This is a genomic window from Hydrogenophaga pseudoflava (assembly GCF_031020795.1).
Lineage (GTDB): Bacteria > Pseudomonadota > Gammaproteobacteria > Burkholderiales > Burkholderiaceae_C > Hydrogenophaga > Hydrogenophaga pseudoflava_A.
Genome location: NZ_JAVHJP010000010.1, coordinates 20676 through 38967, shown reverse-complemented (window position 1 = coordinate 38967; position 18292 = coordinate 20676). Strand labels below are relative to the sequence as shown.

Annotated in this window: 15 protein-coding genes; 10 read left to right on the top strand and 5 right to left on the bottom strand. The window is 66.8% G+C overall.

Annotated features, from left to right (window positions below):
* A complete protein-coding gene (locus tag RCO38_RS23215) occupies positions 1 to 1107 on the top strand; it encodes a WD40/YVTN/BNR-like repeat-containing protein (RefSeq protein WP_308330908.1) in 1107 nt (368 codons plus the stop codon).
* The gene (locus tag RCO38_RS23210) at positions 1104 to 3527 is read left to right on the top strand and encodes an efflux RND transporter permease subunit (RefSeq protein ID WP_308330907.1); all 2424 of its coding nucleotides are present in this window, start codon (positions 1104 to 1106) and stop codon (positions 3525 to 3527) included. Before RCO38_RS23215 ends, RCO38_RS23210 begins: the two co-directional genes overlap by 4 nt.
* 127 nt (positions 3528 to 3654) lie before the next feature.
* Here RCO38_RS23210 and RCO38_RS23205 read toward each other — a convergent pair whose 3' ends face one another.
* The 3 genes from RCO38_RS23205 to RCO38_RS23195 are packed head-to-tail and all read right to left on the bottom strand — an operon-like array spanning position 3655 to position 6093.
* Entirely contained in the window at positions 3655 to 5208 is a 1554-nt protein-coding gene (locus RCO38_RS23205) for an FAD-binding oxidoreductase (protein WP_308330906.1), read from the bottom strand.
* Between the two features lie 22 nt (positions 5209 to 5230).
* Positions 5231 to 5740 carry a hypothetical protein gene (locus RCO38_RS23200; RefSeq protein WP_308330905.1) on the bottom strand — a complete coding sequence of 170 codons (510 nt, stop codon included), beginning with the start codon at positions 5738 to 5740 and terminating at the stop codon, positions 5231 to 5233.
* Positions 5737 to 6093, bottom strand: a complete 357-nt coding sequence (locus tag RCO38_RS23195) for a c-type cytochrome (RefSeq protein WP_308330903.1) — start codon at positions 6091 to 6093, stop codon at positions 5737 to 5739. The genes RCO38_RS23200 and RCO38_RS23195 overlap by 4 nt, the downstream gene beginning before the upstream one ends.
* Positions 6094 to 6327: 234 nt before the next feature.
* Between RCO38_RS23195 and RCO38_RS23190 the strand changes: the two genes are divergently transcribed.
* The gene (locus RCO38_RS23190; RefSeq protein WP_308330902.1) at positions 6328 to 7209 is read left to right on the top strand and encodes an SDR family oxidoreductase; all 882 of its coding nucleotides are present in this window, start codon (positions 6328 to 6330) and stop codon (positions 7207 to 7209) included.
* 107 nt (positions 7210 to 7316) lie between these two features.
* Here RCO38_RS23190 and RCO38_RS23185 read toward each other — a convergent pair whose 3' ends face one another.
* Entirely contained in the window at positions 7317 to 8210 is an 894-nt protein-coding gene (locus RCO38_RS23185) for an SDR family oxidoreductase (RefSeq protein ID WP_308330901.1), read from the bottom strand.
* Positions 8211 to 8384: 174 nt separating this feature from the next.
* Between RCO38_RS23185 and RCO38_RS23180 the strand changes: the two genes are divergently transcribed.
* Together RCO38_RS23180 and RCO38_RS23175 are read left to right on the top strand one after the other, a co-directional pair.
* Positions 8385 to 8771, top strand: a complete 387-nt coding sequence (locus tag RCO38_RS23180; protein ID WP_308330900.1) for a winged helix-turn-helix transcriptional regulator — start codon at positions 8385 to 8387, stop codon at positions 8769 to 8771.
* A gap of 234 nt (positions 8772 to 9005) precedes the next feature.
* A complete protein-coding gene (locus RCO38_RS23175) occupies positions 9006 to 11774 on the top strand; it encodes a LuxR C-terminal-related transcriptional regulator (protein ID WP_308330899.1) in 2769 nt (922 codons plus the stop codon).
* A gap of 1 nt (position 11775) precedes the next feature.
* Here the strand turns inward: RCO38_RS23175 and RCO38_RS23170 are convergent, their stop codons facing one another.
* On the bottom strand, positions 11776 to 12786 hold the full coding sequence (locus RCO38_RS23170; protein ID WP_308330898.1) for a flavin reductase: 1011 nt from the start codon (positions 12784 to 12786) through the stop codon (positions 11776 to 11778).
* Between the two features lie 240 nt (positions 12787 to 13026).
* On the opposite strand from RCO38_RS23170, the gene RCO38_RS23165 reads away from it, so the two are divergent.
* From RCO38_RS23165 to RCO38_RS23145, 5 genes are all read left to right on the top strand, one after another.
* The gene (locus RCO38_RS23165; protein WP_308330896.1) at positions 13027 to 13974 is read left to right on the top strand and encodes a LysR family transcriptional regulator; all 948 of its coding nucleotides are present in this window, start codon (positions 13027 to 13029) and stop codon (positions 13972 to 13974) included.
* 143 nt (positions 13975 to 14117) lie between these two features.
* The gene (locus RCO38_RS23160; protein ID WP_308330895.1) at positions 14118 to 14624 is read left to right on the top strand and encodes a hydroxyquinol 1,2-dioxygenase; all 507 of its coding nucleotides are present in this window, start codon (positions 14118 to 14120) and stop codon (positions 14622 to 14624) included.
* A gap of 24 nt (positions 14625 to 14648) precedes the next feature.
* The gene (locus tag RCO38_RS23155) at positions 14649 to 15656 is read left to right on the top strand and encodes a hydroxyquinol 1,2-dioxygenase (protein WP_308330894.1); all 1008 of its coding nucleotides are present in this window, start codon (positions 14649 to 14651) and stop codon (positions 15654 to 15656) included.
* A 101-nt stretch (positions 15657 to 15757) separates the two neighbouring features.
* Positions 15758 to 17233, top strand: coding sequence for an aldehyde dehydrogenase family protein (locus RCO38_RS23150; RefSeq protein ID WP_308330992.1), 1476 nt, complete (start codon positions 15758 to 15760; stop codon positions 17231 to 17233).
* On the top strand, positions 17230 to 18291 hold the full coding sequence (locus RCO38_RS23145; RefSeq protein WP_308330893.1) for a maleylacetate reductase: 1062 nt from the start codon (positions 17230 to 17232) through the stop codon (positions 18289 to 18291). Before RCO38_RS23150 ends, RCO38_RS23145 begins: the two co-directional genes overlap by 4 nt.
* The last annotated feature ends 1 nt before the right edge of the window (position 18292 follow it).

Sequence of the window (18292 nt, the reverse complement as noted above, 5' to 3'; positions counted from 1 at the left end):
ATGAGACACACACTCTGCTGGGCCGCGGCCACCTTGCTGGCCGCCACAGCCTGCGCTGCGCAGGCCAGCGGTCAGGGCGTGGCTGCGCTCGACCTGCTGGTGCGGCCGGCTCACGTCGCGCCGCAGGCGGCACAGTCCGTCATGCTGGCGGTCGCGCGTGCCGGCGACCGGCTGGTCGCGGTCGGTGAACGCGGCATCGCGGTGTTCAGCGACGACAACGGCGCACGCTGGCGGCAGGCCAAGGTGCCCGTGTCGGTCACGCTGACCGCGCTGTGCTTCGCGTCGCCGAGCGAGGGCTGGGCCGTGGGCCATGGCGGCGTCGTGCTGCACACGCAGGACGGCGGCGAGCAATGGACCTTGCAGCTTGATGGCCAGCGCGCCGCGCAGATCGCGCTCGCGGCCGCCGCCACCGCTGAAAGCGCCGGCCAGCCGGACGCGGCCCAGCGCAAGCAGGCCGCCGAGCGGCTGGTCGCCGATGGGCCGGACAAGCCGCTGTTCGACGTGCGCTTTGCCGACTCGAAAAACGGGCTGGTGGTTGGCGCCTACGGCTTGGCCCTGGCCACGCGCGACGGCGGGCGCAACTGGGAGTCGCGCATGGACGTGATCGACAACCCGCGCGGCATGCACCTCTATGCCATCGCCGCGCGCGGCAATGAATGGTTCATCGTCGGGGAGCAGGGCACGGTGTTGCGCTCTGACGATGGCGGACAGCGCTTCGCGCGCCTGCCCTCGCCTTACAAGGGAACCTTCTTCGGGGCCCTGACCGGTTCGGCGGGAGAGCTCATCGTCTTCGGCCTGCGCGGCAACGCTTTCGGGTCCGGGGACAGCGGCAAGACCTGGCAGCGCATCGCGACCGCCGGGCCGGCGACGCTGACTGCGGGCGCGCGGCTGGCCGACGGTGCGCTGGTGCTGACGGATGAAGCTGGCCGTGTGCTGCTGAGCCGGGATGCCGGGAAACACTTCGAGGCCTTGGCGGTGCCGGGGGGAGCGCCCCTCGCCGGTGTGGCGCAGGCCAGCGATGGCCGGCTGGTGGTCGGTGGCGTGCGCGGGCTTGCGGGCATCGCATTGGACAAGGCCGCGCCTGTGACGGCGGGAACCGTGAAATGAGCATGGATACATCTTTGGCCGAACATCCCGTCGTTCGCGACCTTGCCGACTTCGACCAGCAGTCGGGCTCGCGCGTGGAGCGGGCGCTGTTCAACCACCGGATCATCGTGATCGTCCTGTGCGCGATCGTCTCGGTGTTGCTGGCCTGGCAGGCGACCGGGCTGCGCCTGGGCGCGAGCTTCGAGAAGATGATCCCCACGAAGCACCCGTACATCGCCAACTACCTGGCCAACCGCAGCGAGCTGGCGGGCCTGGGCAATTCGGTGCGCATCGCGGTGGTCGCCAAGAAGGGCACGGTGTTCGACGCCGCCTACCTGGAGACGCTGCGCAAGATCAACGACGAAGTGTTCCTGCTGCCCGGCGTCGAGCGGCCCTTCATGAAGTCGCTGTGGACGCCGGCCACGCGCTGGATCGGCGTCACCGAGGAGGGCCTGGACGGCGGCCCGGTGATCCCGGACAACTACGATGGCTCCGCGGACAGCTTGCGCCAGGTCCAGGCCAACGTGGCCCGGTCGGGCGAAATCGGCACGCTGGTGGCGCAAGACTTCCAGTCGAGCATCGTCCTGGTGCCGCTGCTCGAACGCGATGACACCGGCCAGCGGCTGGACTACCACCGCCTGTCCGAGCAGCTCGAAGCGGTGCGGGCCAAATACACCTCGGACGCCATCGACATCCGCATCACCGGCTTCGCCAAGGTGGTTGGCGATCTGATCGATGGCCTGCACCAGGTGCTGCTGTTCTTCGCGCTGGCGCTGGCCATTTGCAGCGGGGTGCTGTTCTGGTACACCCGGTGCCTCCGCAGCAGCCTGGCGGTGATGGTCAGCTCGGTGATCGCCGTGGTGTGGCTGTTCGGCCTGCTCGCGCTGCTCGGCTACGAGCTCGATCCTTACTCCGTGCTGGTGCCGTTCCTCGTGTTCGCCATCGGCATGAGCCACGGCGCCCAGAAGATGAACGGCATCATGCAGGACATCGGCCGCGGCACCCATCGGCTGGTGGCCGCGCGCTACACCTTCCGGCGGCTGTTCCTGGCCGGCCTGACGGCCTTGCTGGCCGACGCGGTCGGTTTCGCGGTGCTGATGGTGATCCAGATCCGCGTGATCCAGGACCTGGCCGTCACGGCCAGCATCGGCGTGGCCGTGCTGATCTTCACCAATCTGGTGTTGCTGCCGATCGTGCTGTCGTTCATCGGCGTGAGCCCCAAGGCCGCCGAACGCAGCCTGCGCGCCGAAGCCGCTGATGTGTCCCGCAAGCCGTGGCTGTGGGCGCTGCTGGACCGCTTCACGCAGCGCCGCTGGGCAAGCGCCGCCATCGTCGGTGGCCTGCTGCTGGGGGTGGCGGGCTTCATCGGCAGCCAGCAGCTGAAGATCGGCGACCTCGATGCCGGCGCGCCCGAGCTGCGGGCCGACTCGCGCTACAACCTCGACAACGCGTACATCACGGCCCACTACGCGGCCAGCAGCGACGTTTTCGTGGCGATGGTGCGCACGCCCAAGCAGCAGTGCGGCGCCTACGACACGCTGTTGAAGGTCGATGCGCTGGAGTGGCGCCTGCAGCAGCTGCCCGGCATCGAAGGCACGCGCTCGCTGGCCAGCATGGCCCAGGGCGCGGCTGCCTTCATGAACGAAGGCAGCTTCAAGTGGTTCGGCCTGCCGCGCAGCCAGGACATGATCGGCTCCATCATTTCGCGTGCGCCGCGCGAGCTCTTCAATCAGGACTGTGACCTGCTGAGCGTCTACGTGTTCCTGAAGGACCACAAGGCGGACACGCTCAAGGCCGTGGTGCGCACCGTCGAGGATTTTGCCGCCCAGTACGACGGCGCCGAGGTCAAGTTCCAGCAGGCCGCCGGCAATGCCGGCATCGAGGCCGCCACCAACATCGTGGTCGAGCAGGCCAACCGGCAGATGCTGCTGCTGGTTTACGTCGCGGTGATCGCGCTGGCCTTCGTCACCTTCCGGTCCTGGCGCGCCGTGGTGTGCGCCGTCGTGCCCCTGGTGTTGACATCCGTCCTGTGCGAGGCGTTGATGGTGGCGCTGAACATCGGCGTGAAGGTCGCCACCCTGCCGGTGATCGCACTCGGTGTGGGCATCGGCGTGGACTACGCGCTGTATGTGCTGACCGTCACCCTGGCGCGTCTGCGCAGCGGCCAGTCGCTCTCGCAAGCCTATTACAGCGCCCTGCTGTTCACCGGACGGGTGGTGGTGCTGACCGGCATCACGCTGGGCATCGCGGTGGCCACCTGGGTGTTCTCGCCGATCAAGTTCCAGGCCGACATGGGGGTGCTGCTGGCCTTCATGTTCGTCTGGAACATGCTCGGCGCGCTGGTGTTGCTGCCCGCGCTGGCGCACTTTCTTCTCAAGCCTGCCAGTCGCCCGGCGGACGCGGCGGAGCCGCTTCCCGCTGCGGCCATGATGAATCCCTGAAGATTTCTGATGAGAAGCCCGGCGGTGCAGCGCACACGCCAGCAGGCCAGCGCCCTGGCCAGTGGCGCCCGCCAGAATGCGGGCCGGGTGGCGGGCACGGAGCCCAGAGCCTGGTGCGAAGGGGCAGTCAGGTGACGGTGATGCCTGACTTGCCCGGCGCCAGGATGCCGCGCGGGTCGAGTGCGCGCTTCAGCTTGCGCTGAAGGGCCCGCTGGGCCGGGCCGTAGACCTGCGACACCTGCTGCATGAAGGCGGTGTTGACGCGGTAGGGCGCGTAACCATGCGCGGCATTCACCTCGATCAGCTTGCCGAAGCAGGCGTGCGCGCGCTGCATCTCTTCGGAATCGGTGCGGTCGAACGTCAGCTCGGTGATGTGGTCGAAGTGGCGGCCGCTGTACCCCATCAGGAATCCGCCGGCATAGTCGAAGCCGAACGAGCGGTACACGTCGGTGCACAGGCGGATGTTCTTGATCACCTCGCTGCCCTTGGCCTGCACCACCGGGGCAAACCACACCGAACCGCCCCCGCCGCGGTAGTTGTAGACGCCGAATTCGTCGAGGTTGAGCTGGCCGGTCTGCGTATGGATGAGGTGCTTGAGATCCGGCGGCATGCGTTCGCCCAGCTCGCGCGAGGTGACGAAGGCGCCGAGCCCGGCATAGGCGCGCCGCGCGACGGACAGATTCGCTTCCACCTGTTCCGCGCTGCCGTACAAGGTGCTGACGATCACGTACGGCGCGGCGTGGTGCTTGACCAGGAAGTCGGCCATCACGTTGTCGGGGATGGCGCCCTTGCCCTGGTGGATCTCGCTGCGGCGCGTGGTCATCGACAGTCCGTAGAGCGCGCCCCCGGCAACGCCGTTGTCGATCACGCTCTGCAGCCGCAGGCGCCGCATCACATCGACGGCCTTGGCGAAGCTGTCCTCGTCGGGCAATGCGGTGACGATGGTCAGGTGGGTCTCGGGCTTGGCCATCAGCCAGAAGCCCATCTTGGTGACCACGCCCAGGTTCGACTGCGAGAACAGCCCGTCCAGCCAGGGGCCGTAGCCCCACCGGTAGCTCTGCCAGGTGTTGCTGCCCTTCACGCCGCCCATGCCGGTGCGCACCACCTGGCCGTCGGCCAGCACGACTTCCATGCCGCAGAAGTGGGCCATCTGCTCACCATAGCGGTTGTTGCCCACGCCGCGGTCCAGCGTGTTGCCCACCGGCCCGACGATCGGCCCGGGGCCGGGAAAGTTGAGCCAGTAGGGCAACTGGTGTTCATCCAGGTAGTCCTGCAACTGCTGGTAGGTCACGCCGGGTTCGACCAAGGCGGTGCCCATCTCGGCATCGACCTCCAGGATGCGGTTCATGCGCCGCAGATCCAGCACCATTTGTCCCGGTGTCGCCGGCGCGGCCGAGCCGTAGCCGAAGTTGCGGCCGGTGGAGATGGTCCAGACCGGGATGCCGTAGCGGTTGCAGATCGCCAGCACCTTCTGGATTTCTTCGACGGTGGTGGCGATCAACACGCCGGACGGCTGGTGCAGTCCTTCGTCCTCGGTCAGCATGACCTTGGTGTACGACAGCAGGCGTTCGATCTCGACGATCACCCGGTCGGCGCCGAGGGCGGCGCGGTACTCGGCCAAGGCTTGTTGGAAACGGGCCTTGGAAACGCCGGGGGGCAGAACGGCAGGTTGCAGTGGCATGGTGCAGGCTCTATGCGTTGGGTCAGATTCGGACAGCAAAGCTCAGGAAGCGGCTTTGCGGCGGGTGGGGTATGAACAGGTCGGCGCCCGGCTGTGCGGCGCGCGGTTCGCCCGGGTGCAGGGCGAGCTGAGCGAGGTTGGCGCCGAGCCGGGCCGGCCCGCTCGCCTCGCTGCTTGGCAGCACGTGCTCGTCGCGGCTCAGCCAGGCGCCGGCCAGCTCCAGCACGGCGGCTTCAAAGCGCCAGGCCTGCGCCAGTGGCAGCAAACCCAGCAGCACGTCGCCGCGAGCGCCGTGCAGCCGATCGACCGAGGCGTCCAGGCGCCAGGCTGCATGGCCGTCCAGCCCGGGAAGCGTCAGCGCGCGGACGGGGCCGGCCGTGGCCGCGATGCCCCGGGCAAACGCCGCCGCCGGCGCACAGCTGTGGGCGACCCAGCGCAAGCGGGTGGCGGCGATGGCCGAGGACGGCAGCCAGGGCAGGGGCAGCGCGATGGCGGCACCGGCGAGCAAACAGTGGCGGCGTGTCAGTGTCACGGCTGCGCTCCCGATACGGCCCGCTCTTTGGCGGGAAGATGGTCGCGCCCGGTCCAGGGCGCGGGCTGCTGCTCCACCAGCCGGCCCAGCGCCGCCAACTCTTCTTCGCTGAAATCGGTGGGCCGGAACGCCGGCATGGCCCGCATACCCGTCAGCACGGTCTGGCGCACGTACGCCGCCGGCAACTTGCGCCCGAGCAGGCGCGGCGCCACGTGCGTTTCGTGACAGCGGGCGCAGACCTTGCCGTAGATGGCTTCGGCGGACCGCCACTGGCCGGCCGACTGGGCCGCCGCCGGACCGCACAGTGCGAAGCTCAGGGCCAAGACCCGCACGGCGCCTTCGATGTGGTTCATGTGAAGTCTCCTCATGAACAAGACCTTAGGCGGCAAGCGTGCCGTCGCCACCTGCCTTTGGATAGGTGCACCCGACGTTCAAGCCCTTCACCATGGCAGCAACAGTCCCTGCTCGGGCCACACCCGACCCGGCCCGCGAACGTGCGTTGAATCGCGCGCAACGCGGGCCTCAAGGACGATCCACCCGATGATCCCTACACAAGGAAGTTTCGAATGAGAAATATGCAAGGCAGAGTGGCTTTCATCACCGGCGCCGCCAGCGGCATCGGCCTGGGGCTGGCGCAGGCCTTTCTGGAAGCCGGCATGAAAGTGGTGCTGGCCGACGTGCGCCGCGCTGCGCTGGAAGCCGCCGCAGCCGGGCTCGGTCCGGCCGCGGGGCGCTACCACCTGATGGAGGTGGACGTCACCGACCGGGCGCAGATGGCCCGCGCCGCCGATGAGGTGGTCGAGGTGTTCGGCAAGGTGCACGTGCTGTGCAACAACGCCGGTGTCGGCGGCATCACGCCGATGCACGAGGCCGGCTACGAAGAGTGGGACTGGGTGCTGGGTGTCAACCTGTTCGGCCTGATCAACGGCGTCAAGAGCTTCCTGCCGAAGCTGCGTGCGCACGGCGAGGGGGCGCACATCCTCAACACCTCGTCGATGGCCGGACTGATTCCGATGCCTGCCCCCGGCGGCATCTATGCGACGAGCAAGTTCGCCGCACGCGGCTTCAGCGATTCCTTGCGCATCGCGCTGGCCGGCAGCGGCGTGGGCGTGTCGGTGCTGTGCCCGGGCCTGGTCAAGACCGGGATGATCCAGACCGGCGCCGAGCTGTCGCCGGTGGCGGCTGGCGCGCAAGGAGCCACGCCGTTCGGGGCCCCGCCGGTCAACCTGTTCGACGCCGGGGTCGATCCGATCGTGATCGGCCGGCGCGCCCTGCAGGGCATCGCCGCGAACGAGGCCTACATCCTGACCCATGGCGAGTTCCGCGACGAGCTTGCTGAAATCTTTGACGAGATCCTGGCGGCATTCCCGCCCGCCCCCGGCCCCGAGGCGGCGGCCCGGCTGGCCATCGAAAACGGCCGGCGCCAGGCCGTCGCGGCGGCCAAGGCCAGCCTGAAGCAGGACGGCTGAGTCCGGCGCCCGCACGCATCACCCATGGTCTGCACGGCGACGTCGCCATGCTTGGCCTGGAAGGCAGGGCAGTGGACCCGCGGAAGCTGGCCCACTGCCGGCGAGCATCAGCCTGCAAGCGCGGGCTTGTTCGCTGCCAGCCACTCCGCGAAGGTCTGTGGTGCAAGGCCGGTGATGCGGCGGTAGTCCTCTGTCACGTTCCCGACCTGGCCTGCGGCGGTGTTGGCATCGAACGATGCGAACAGCCTGGCGATCGGCTCTGGCAAGCCAGCGCCCATCATTCCCTGCACCAGTCCTTCAACCGGCACCGGAATGACGGCGATGTTCCGGCCGATCGAAGCGCCGATCGCTTTTGCCTGTTCGGCGGTCGTCAGGGCCTCTTCTCCGCTGAGGGTGTACACGTTCTTGCCCCCTGCAGAACCCGCCAGGACGACCGCTGCGGCGCGGGCAAGGTCGTCGCGGGAGATGTTCGCCAGCTTTCCGTCACCAGCGGCGCTGAACCATTGCCCGCCTGCGGCAAGAACGGATGGCAAGCTCTGGAACAGGTTTTCGAAGTACCAGTGATTCCGCAGCACCGTCCAGCCGGGGAGGCTGCTGGCAGCGAGTGCTGCTTCCGTTCCGGCGTGGTCCGGAGCAAACAGGACCAATGAGGTCTCGGGGTTCGGCATCGAGGTATAGACCACGTGGTTCACGCCGGCTTTTTTCGCCGCATTCACCGCATTGCGATGTTGCGTGAGCCGCAGGCCTGGGCGATCCAGTGCGTCCGTGCTGACGAGCAGCAACCGGTCGACGCCTGCAAACGCCTGTTCCAGCGACTGGGCGTCGTCAAAGTTGGCGGCGCGCACCGAGACTCCCCTGGCTGCCAGAGCAGCCAGCGACTCCGGTTTGCGGGTGGTCGCCACGATGTCTGCTGGCTGAACACCAATGGTGTTCAGGAGATGGTGAAGGACCCGCTGACCCAACTGACCTGATGCACCCGTCACGAGAAGCTTTTGAGACATGTATCACTCCATGGTCGACCCGCCGAGCAGGCCGTATTGATAGTTACTATTTGAGAGTTGATTCCAACTTGTAAGTTGGTTCCCAAATGTTGCATCATCCTGTCCACGGAGCGCAAGAAGGGAGCTGAACGTCACCAGGTTACCTGCGAGTAACCATTGAACAGAGGAACCGGTATGAGCCTGCACAAGTCCAAAGACCCCTACGCCGAACGCTGCCCGATTCGCGATGTGCTTGAGCGCACCGGAGACCGGTGGACCCTGCTCGTCCTCTTCACCCTCGAAGAATGGGGAACGCTGAGGTTCACCGTCCTGCGCTCCAAAGTGCAGGACATTTCTCAACGGATGCTCGCCCAAACGCTTCGCAGGCTTGAACAGGACGGACTGGTGCTGAGAATCGTGCACCCCACGGTTCCGCCCCGTGTCGACTACGAGCTCACTGCCCTGGGCAAATCCTTCCTGGTGCCGTTGCACGGCTTGCTTCAATGGGCGCAGACCCACCACGAGCAGGTGCGGGCTGCCCGGAGCGCTTATCAGGCTCCCACCCCAGCACAGGCTTTGTGAACGGTTCAGCAGTGTCTCCCCGCGGGTTTGACCGGCCGGGTTGAACCAGTGCAGCACGAAGTACGTCCGCAGCATGCCCTCCAGACCGATGGGGTGAGGGAATACGAGCATGGCAAACCCGAGATTCGTTACCAATAATAATCAAGCGAGGTTGACAAAAATCAAAACGAGATCGACGTCGTCGCTGATGCGAGAGACGTCACCGGCGAATCGCACGTGCCCCTGGAGACAACTATGGATGTGCTCGAAACGCGACTTTTTCCGCCACGCCGTGAAGGCGAGTTGATCTCCCGCAGCGCCAGCCAGACCGTGCTGCGGGATATCGAGGCGCGGCGGCTGGTGCTGATCAAGGCGCCAGCGGGCTATGGCAAGTCCACGCTGATGGTGGAGTGCTATTGGAGCCTGACGCAGCGGTCACGCACGGCGGTATGGCTCAGCCTGAACGAGTTCGACGGATCGGTCGCCGAACTGGTAGGTCACCTGCGTGCGGTCCTGATCGCCCGTGGTGTGGGCGTGCCGGAGCTGATCGAATCCGGTGGCAGTGTGATCGAGAGCCGTTGGTTCGGTCGTGTCACAGCCATGTTCGACCACGCACTGCGTGCGCACGCCGAACCGGTGTATGTCTTCCTTGACGATCTGCACGCCATTCACGGGTCGGCCGCGGAACGCTTGCTCGCGATGCTGGTGAAAGAGGGGCCAGACAATGTCCGCTGGATCGTCGGCAGCCGCAGCGCCCCAGGGTTTCCTCTGGCGCGGCTGCGAGCACTGGGACGGGTCTCGGAGGTCGACGCCAATGCAATGCGTTTCACGCTGGAGGACACACGCAGGCTGCTCTCGCAAGACAGTGGTCGCATGGTCTCGGAGCGGCTGGCCCAATTGACGCATGAGCGCACCGAAGGCTGGGCCGCCGGCCTGCAGATGATGTCGATCGCGCTTCAGCGTGCGGAGGATGAGAGCAGCTTCGTTGACCGTCTTACCGGCGATCAGCGCGACGTGGCGGCCTTCATGTCCGAAGACGTGTTTGGCCGTCTTGATCCGGCGGTGCAGTCCTTCCTGCTGCGCATCTGCGTTCTCACCCGCTTCTGTCCGGCCTTGTGCAATGCGTTGACGCAAGGTGATGACGGTCGTGCAATGGTCGATGAGCTGGAAGCGTCCAGCCTGTTCATCTTCTCGCTCGATGAAGAACGGCACTGGTACCGTTTTCATCACCTGTTCGCAGGATTCCTGCAGCGCCAACTGCGCGAGCGTGAGCCCGGGCTTGAACGCGAGCTGCATCGGCGCGCCAGCATCTGGTATTCGGACAACGGACTGGTCGTCGAGGCCATCCGGCATGCCCTGAGCAGCGAGGACCACCACCTGGCCGCAGGCATGCTTGACCGCTTCTGGAGCACGACCAACCGCCGCGGCATCTACTCGGCCAGCGTGGCCTGGGCAGAGGCATTGCCGGCCGAAGTGCTGAACGAATACCCGGGCGTACAGTTGTGGCGCGCGCTCTATCTGCTGTGCGAGCGCCGTTTCAACGAAGCCCGGCTGCTGATCGAAGGGGTGACGGCGCAGTTGTCGCTCATGGCGCAGGATCCGTCGGTCGATCCGCTGCGCTTGCGCCAGTGGCAGTACTTGTTGCTGCATCGCAAGCTGACGCTTGCGCAGTTCAGCGACGACATCCCGGGCATCGAGCGGCTGACCGCCGAGTTGCAGCAGCAGGCAGCCGAATCGGCGGACTACTACCTGGAAGGCACGGCGCAAATGGCCTTGCTTCTGGCCAGGCGCGAGCAATACCGCCTGGGCGATTGCGAGGCATTGAGCGTCGGATCGCGCGCGATGATCTTGCGTTCGGCGAACGAACCCACGCTGATCTGGCACGGCTGCATTCTCGGCCCCGCGCTGTTGCAGCGCGGCGAGATCGATGCCGCGATCGAACAGTATCGAGCATCGCTCGCCCTGGTCACGCGCGTCGCGGTGATGGGAGACCAGGACATGGCCGCGATGCCCTTGGCACTGCTGGCCGAGGCGCTGCAGGAGCGCTACGACCTGCCCGAGGCGCGCGATTGTTACGAGCGGGCCGAGCCCATGGGCCATGGTGTCGGCCTGATCGACGATCTGGTCGCCTCGTATGTGACCCGGGCTCGCCTGTGTGCCCACGATGGCGACCAGGCCAAGGCGCAGGCGCTGCTGCGTGAGGGCTTGGGGCAGGCGCAGGCGGGCGGGTACGAGCGCCTGCGCTGGCATGTCGTGCACGAGCGCATTCGCCAGGCCGTGGTGGCCGGCGACATACTGGGTGCTCAGCGGGTCGCTTCGGACACAGGGCTGCCACAAGACATCGCACTGCTGCGTCCCGGCAACGCGGTGACCACGAGGCACGAAGTGATGGCGATGGCGTGGGCGCGGCTCGCCATGGCCTCTGGGCGCCACGCTGAGGCGCTGAGGCTGATGCGCGCCTGGCTGGTCTTCGCGGAATCGCGCGGTGCGGTGGCCTCCCAGGTGCGACTGGGCATCCTGGCCGCGCGGGCCCAATACGCCGGCGGCGACGGGCGAGGGGCCTTGCGCACCATCCGGCAGGCCCTTGGCCAGGCGGCCATCGGCGGCATGGTGTTCCCCTTCGTCATCGAAGGCGAGCCCATCCGCTCCCTGGTGCTCAAGGCGCTCGACGCCGAGGACGAGACCGATGTGGCCATTGGCGACCTGCGCCGGCGCCTGTGCCAGGCCCTGGGCGCTCCGGTGCCGAACTCGCAGCCCAACCGGAGGTCGCTTGCCGCGTCGGCGATCGAACTGTCGGGCCGCGACATCCGGGACAGCGCGGCGCCGATCGAGCCGTTGACCGCACGCGAGGTGGACATCCTGCGCTTTGTCTCGCGCAACTTGCTCAACAAGGAAATCGGTGATCGACTGGGCCTGACCGAAGGTTCGGTCAAGTGGTACATGCAGCAGATCTACGACAAGCTCGGCGTGCGCCGGCGCCTGGGTGCGCTGGAGAAGGCGCGGGCGCTGGGCTACGTCAACTGATTCACGCCTGCGGCTCGGTCTCTTCCGCGTCCCAGGGGTGGGGCAGACCGGGATTGGTCAGCACGATGAACTGCTTGAGCAGGTTCTTCAGCGACACGCTGTCCCAGTCGCCCAACTGGCCGAGGCATTCCGACTCGATCGCTTTGGTCATTGCGAAGACCTGAAGAACCTCGTCGCGGCCACGTGCGGTGAGAAACAGCCGTCGGGTCTCGGTCTCGACGCGAATCAACCCACGGTCGGCCAGGCGGTCGATGGCGGACGTCGCCGCGCCGAGGCCGAGGTCGGCCAGCGTTGAGCAGAATGCGTCGGCGCTGCGGCCGTCCTTGTGAAAGAGGGGTATGAGCACGAACAACTCCTCTTGCGTCAGCTCGCGCGCCGTCAGCGTGGGCTGCATGCGCAGATGAAACTGCTGACTGGCGCGCCACAGGAGGTAGCCGAAGAATTCTTCGCCGAAACGGGTGTCGATGGGTGCGCCTTCCCGAGGGGCCAGTGTGAGCGGTGGCGTCTTGCGGGTCGCTACCGCGTACTTGCCACCATGAAAGACCAGGGGGGCACGGTCCGAGCGGTCGAAGGCGACGATCTGGCCAACGAAGATGATGTGGTCTCCGCCTTCGTAGCGGAAGGCGGTGCGACATTGCAGCCGCGTTGTGCAGAGGGGGAGCAGAGGCGTGCCCTGGATGCCGGACTCCAGTTCGATGCCTTCGAACTTGTTCTCGCTGGACCGGGCAAAACGCGTCGACAGCGCCTCCTGCTCGGCAGACAAGATGTGCACGGCCCAGTGCTCGGCGCTCTGGAAAGCTTCAAGACTGCGCGATGTCTTGGCCAGGCTCCACAGCACCAGCGGCGGATCGAGCGAGACGGAGTTGAAGCTGTTCACGGTGACACCGAATGGCGCACCTTCGGTGTTGCGGGTGGTCACGATCGTGACGCCGGTGGTGAACGTGGCGAAGGCATCGCGCAGGGCGCGCGGATCGCTTGTGGCGGGGACTTTGTTTGGCGAATCGGTATTCATCGCGCCACTATGGGTGCCTGTCTGGCCTGCGACAACTATCTTTGGGCAGGTAGCGATCGGCGACGACCCGACGAGGGCGCCTCGCAACTGTTCGACCTATCATTGTCACGCTGTTCTTCCAGCAGGCCCGTTCGACGGTCCAGTCCCATCGAAGAATCAAGGACCCGTGGAGATGCGCTTCAACAGACTTGAATGGACCCTGCTTCTCGCGCTGAACGCTGGCGCGAGCCTGGTGGCCTGATGGATCGCCTTCAAAACATCGAGACTTTCGTCCGTGTGGCCCAGACGCAGAGCTTTGCTGAGGCTGCGCGTCAGCTGCGCGTAGCCAAGTCGGTGGTCACGACCCGGATCAAGCAGCTGGAGGACTACCTGGGCGCCCCGCTGTTCCACCGCAGCACGCGGGTCGTGCGTCTGAGCGAGCTGGGGCAAGCCTTCCTGCACGATTGCGCCGATCTGGTCGGACGCGCCAACGACGTCGTCGACCAGATGCGCGACGTGCGCGCCAAGCCGGCCGGTGCGTTGCGAGTCCATGCGTTGACCGGGCTGGTGCTGGGGCATTTCGCTTCGCTGCTGCGCGAATTCCAGACCGGCTACCCGGACATCCGGCTTGAACTGATCGTCAGCGACGCGGTGGTGGACCCGGTCAAGGCGGGCGTCGATTGCGCGCTGCAGATATTTCCGGCCACCTCGACGGAACTGGTCTCGCGGCCGCTGTTTCCCGTGCGGCGCGTCTTCTGCGCCACGCCCAAGTACCTGCGCGCGCATGGCACGCCCAAGGAGCCCAGGGATCTTCACAACCACACGCTAGGCCTGTACTCCGGTTATCCGACCCGCGACCGCTGGACTTTCCATCAGGGCGGCGAAGAACTCACGATGTATCTTTCCGCGGCGCTCCTGACCAACAGCGTGCACCTGCTGCGCGAGTACGCACTTGAGCACGCGGGCATCGTCTGCCTGCCTACGCTGGTGGCCGGGGCCGACATATTGAACGGCGACCTGAAGGTGGTGCTGCCGTCGTACCAGCTGTCGTCGTTCTCGCTGAGTGCGGTGTACGCGGCCACCTCGCGCAGATCCTTGAAGCTCAGGCTGTTCGTGCAGCACATTGCTGCCGCTTTCTCGCAGATACCCCCTTGGGATGCGGCGCTGATCGCCAGGGGCCTGCTGCCGGCCGAGCTGGTCGCGGTCTGAATGTCCTCGGGTTTACCCGGGGGATTGTTCTGCAACACCGAACAATCCGATTGTCGGCGAGCGCCTACCGGCCAGCGGCTTCATTGCCTAAAGTTCGCCTGCATCGCAGCACCCGCTGCAAGACGAACCACAGGAGACATCCCATGACCGTGGCCTACCAGACAAAATTCGGCTCGCTTTCAAGTTTCGAAAAAGGGCGTGTCGAAGTCATCGACGACGACGTCAAGAACTACGCCTTCTCGAACTGCTTCGAGATCGCCGCCGGCAGCAAGCCGTACGAGCGCGTGGTGTTCGGACAGAACCAGATCTATGTCCTTGAAGTGGCGCGCGCAGAGAGTGACTCGCCGTGGTACACCTGTGCGCACGACGAGTTCGCCCTGTGCATGGACGGCGAGGTTGAAGTGCATCTGGTCAAGCTCGATGCCGCGCAGCAGGTGCCCGACGCGGATCACGACGGCGCGGTGCTGGTCGAGGGCGAGCCGCGTGGCGCGCGGATGGGGTGGATGAAGCTCAGGCGAGGCCACCAGGGCATGTTGCCCAAGAACTCGGCCTATCAATTCCGCGCGGCCCAACCCGGCGTCCTCGTGCTCCAGACGTGCAAGGGACAGCTGTCGGTGGAAAAGTGGGCCGATATCTGCCAGACGAAGTAAACCAGAGCGAACCAGGAGATCCCAATGAACGCACCTACCGAACTCGCCACTGTCATTGCGTCCCAACCCGACGCCACGCTGGGCTACCGGGACTTCTCTCTCGGCAGCTTCAGCTTCGCGCGCGACGAGTACTTCGCGCACATCCGCTGGACCACGCGGGACGGCCGGCCGCTGTCGCACACCATGGACATCGGCAATTTCCTGCGCGCCCTGATGCGCGACGTGGCCTGGGGCTTCTTCTACGGCGGCGTGAACTTCGACGCGGTGTTCGGCACCACCAACCACTACAAGTCCGTCGACCTCTACGCGGGGACCTACAACGCGACGATGAAGGCCGCCGGCGTGGACCTCATCGAGAACTTCCCGACCGACCAGATTCGCAGCACCTTCGAGCAGATGCTGGACGACTGGACCAATGAGGGCTTCGATCCGTTCGCCGCTCCGCAGGAAACCGGAACCCCTTATGGCCGCAAGAGCGGACACAACGGGCCGGCCATCACGCGCGCACGGGAACTGGCCACGCGTTGTGTCGGCTTGAAGGGCGACCTTGCGCTGCGCACCGACGAGCGAGGAGCGCCGGTCAACCGCGCCTTCGCCGACGTGCCGCAGGACGCGCCCGAACTGCACCCCGAGCCCGGCTTCGAGAACGAGGTGCACGCCTTCAACCTGTTCGCCTTCCTCTCGCGCAGCCAGGTGACGTGGAACCCCTCGTTCACCAGCGTCGTGAAGCACAGCTACATGTGCCCCACCACCGAAGAGCACATCCTGCCGATCATCCACGCCAACGATCGCGTGGAGTGGTTCTTCCAGATGTGCGACGAGATCCACTGGGACTGCGCGGACAAGACCACCGGCAAGCCGCTGGCCCGCGTGATCATGAAGGCGGGTGACATGGCCGCCATGCCCGCCTACTGCCGCCACCAGGGCTACAGCCCCAAGCGCAGCATGCTGCTGGTGTGGGAGAACGGCAGCCCGAATCTGGTCTACGAGATCCAGAAGGGCGAAGCACCCGAAGTGCCGGTCAAGTTCTGAGCTTCCGCGGCGCGGCCATCGCCGTGCCACTCTCTCTCTTCCCTTCGGAGTTCTCCATGAATCTCGCGGACATCCAGGCCGCGGCAGGGCTGCGCACGCCCATCCGGCACCAACTCTTCATCGGCGGGCAATTTGTCGATGCGCTTTCGGGCGAGACGCAGCCGACGCTGAACCCGCACGACAACACGCCGATCGCCGACGTGGCGATGGCGGGCCGGGCCGACGTGGACCTGGCTGTGGCGGCTGCGCAGCGTGCCTTTCCGAAGTGGAGCCGCATGGCGGCCGCAGACCGCGGCCGCATCCTGCTCAAGCTGGCCGACCTGATCGAGGCCAACGCCGAGGAGCTGGCACGGCTGGAGTCCCTGGACACCGGCCATCCGATCAAGGACAGCCGCGCGCTGGACGTGCCGCGCACGGCGGCCTGCTACCGTTACTTCGGCGGCATGGCCGACAAGTTCCAGGGCGAGACGATTCCGGTCGAGGCGGGCTTCCTGAACTACACCTTGCGCGAGCCGGTGGGTGTGGTCGGCCAAGTCGTGCCGTGGAACTTCCCGCTGATGTTCACCAGCTGGAAGATGGCGCCGGCGCTGGCCGCCGGCAACACCATCGTGATGAAGCCGGCGGAGATCACGCCGCTGACCAGCCTGAAGATCGCCGAGCTGATGGCCGAGGCCGGCATCCCCGAAGGCGTGGTCAACATCGTGCCGGGCCTGGGCAGCGTGGCCGGCCAGTACATCGCCGAGCACCCAGGCATCGCGAAGGTCGCGTTCACCGGCAGCACCGCCACCGGCAAGCGCATCGTGCAGGCCAGCGCCGGCAACCTCAAGAAGGTGCAGCTGGAGCTGGGCGGCAAGGGCCCGAACATCGTGTTCGAGGACGCCAACCTGACGGCCGCGGTCAATGGCAGCGCGTGGGCCATCTTCCACAACCAGGGCCAGGCCTGCATCGCCGGCAGCCGGCTGATGCTGCACTCCGCAATAGCCGACGAGTTCCTCGAACGCTTCACCACGCTGGCGCGCAGCATCCGGCTGGGCAACCCGCTCGACGCGGCCACCGAGATGGGCCCGCTGACGAGCGCGCTGCACCGCGACCGCGTGCTGTCCTATGCGCAGGTGGCCGCAGAGCAGGGTGGCGAGATCGTGGCCGGCGGCCGCGCACCCGTCGCGGCCGAACTGGCGCGCGGCTGTTACGTCGAGCCGACCATCGTGAAGGCCCGCAGCTGGCGCGACCGCGTGGCGCAGGAAGAGGTCTTCGGGCCCTTCGTCACCGTGCTGACCTTCAAGGACGACGCCGAAGCCCTGGAGATCGCCAACGGCACCGACTATGGTCTGGGATCGGGTCTGTGGACGTCGAACCTGCAGCGCGCGCACCGCTTCGCCCGCGACCTGCACGCCGGCATGGTCTGGATCAATTCGTACAAGCGCGTCAATCCCGGCTCGCCATTCGGCGGCGTGGGACAGAGCGGCTACGGCCGCGAGATGGGCTTCGACGCGATGCGCGAGTACACGCAGGTCAAGAGCGTTTGGGTCAACGTCGACGCGCAGATCCCGCCGTGGTATCCGCGCCCCGCCGCATGAAAACCTTCACCTACCAGGCGGCGCCGACGCGCGTGGTGTTCGGTGCCGGTGCTTTGGGTTCGCTGGCCGCCGAGATCGACCGCCTCGGGGCGCGCCGCGCCCTGGTGCTGGCCACCCCCGAGCAGGTGGCTTCGGCCGAACACGTGGCCGGGCTGCTGGGCAAGCGCGCGGCCGGCATCTTTGCCCGCGCCGTGATGCATGTGCCCGTGGAGACGGCGCGCGCGGCGCGCGAGGAGGCAGAACGCCTGGGTGCCGATTGTGCGGTGGCCATCGGCGGCGGCTCGACCACCGGCCTGGGCAAGGCCATCGCGCTGGAGAGCGCGCTGCCGATCCTGGCCGTGCCCACCACCTACGCCGGCAGCGAGATGACCAGCATCTGGGGCATCACCGAGGCCGGCGTCAAGAAGACCGGCCGCGACGACCGCGTGCGGCCCCGTACGGTCATCTACGACCCGGAGCTGACGCTCACGCTGCCCTACGGCTTGACTGTCACCAGCGCGCTCAACGCGATCGCCCATGCGGCCGAAGGCCTGTACGCGCACGATGGCAACCCGGTGGTCGCACTGATGGCCGAGGAGGGCATCCGAGCCAGCGCGGCCGCCCTGGCCCCGCTGCAGGCCGACCCGCAGGACCTGGCGGCGCGGGGTGATGCGCTGTATGGCGCCTGGCTGTGCGGCTCGGTGCTCGGCAGTGTGGCGATGGGCCTGCATCACAAGCTGTGCCACACGCTGGGCGGCAGCTTCAACCTGCCACACGCCGAGGTGCACACGGTGATCCTTCCGCACGCGCTGGCCTACAACGCCGCCGCGGCGCCCGAGGCCATGGCCCGCGTGTCGCGCGCATTGGGCGGGACGAGCGCGCCGCGCGCGGTGTTCGAGCTCGCGCGCCGCCACAACGCCCCGACCTCGCTCGCGGCCATCGGCATGTCGGCCGAAGGCCTGGACCGCGCGGCGGACCTCGCGGCCGCCACGCCGTACCCGAACCCGCGCCCGCTGGAGCGCGATGCCTTGCGCCAACTGCTGCAGCGCGCCTTCGACGGCACACCGCCCGACGCCTGAA

Excerpts from the sequence above, each read along its gene's own strand:
- RCO38_RS23215 (WP_308330908.1), top strand. The coding sequence starts at position 1 with ATGAGACACACACTCTGCTGGGCCGCGGCCACCTTGCTGGCCGCCACA.
- RCO38_RS23210 (WP_308330907.1), top strand. The coding sequence starts at position 1,104 with ATGAGCATGGATACATCTTTGGCCGAACATCCCGTCGTTCGCGACCTT.
- RCO38_RS23205 (WP_308330906.1), bottom strand. The coding sequence starts at position 5,208 with ATGCCACTGCAACCTGCCGTTCTGCCCCCCGGCGTTTCCAAGGCCCGT.
- RCO38_RS23195 (WP_308330903.1), bottom strand. The coding sequence starts at position 6,093 with ATGAACCACATCGAAGGCGCCGTGCGGGTCTTGGCCCTGAGCTTCGCA.
- RCO38_RS23185 (WP_308330901.1), bottom strand. The coding sequence starts at position 8,210 with ATGTCTCAAAAGCTTCTCGTGACGGGTGCATCAGGTCAGTTGGGTCAG.
- RCO38_RS23180 (WP_308330900.1), top strand. The coding sequence starts at position 8,385 with ATGAGCCTGCACAAGTCCAAAGACCCCTACGCCGAACGCTGCCCGATT.
- RCO38_RS23175 (WP_308330899.1), top strand. The coding sequence starts at position 9,006 with ATGGATGTGCTCGAAACGCGACTTTTTCCGCCACGCCGTGAAGGCGAG.
- RCO38_RS23170 (WP_308330898.1), bottom strand. The coding sequence starts at position 12,786 with ATGAATACCGATTCGCCAAACAAAGTCCCCGCCACAAGCGATCCGCGC.
- RCO38_RS23165 (WP_308330896.1), top strand. The coding sequence starts at position 13,027 with ATGGATCGCCTTCAAAACATCGAGACTTTCGTCCGTGTGGCCCAGACG.
- RCO38_RS23160 (WP_308330895.1), top strand. The coding sequence starts at position 14,118 with ATGACCGTGGCCTACCAGACAAAATTCGGCTCGCTTTCAAGTTTCGAA.
- RCO38_RS23155 (WP_308330894.1), top strand. The coding sequence starts at position 14,649 with ATGAACGCACCTACCGAACTCGCCACTGTCATTGCGTCCCAACCCGAC.
- RCO38_RS23145 (WP_308330893.1), top strand. The coding sequence starts at position 17,230 with ATGAAAACCTTCACCTACCAGGCGGCGCCGACGCGCGTGGTGTTCGGT.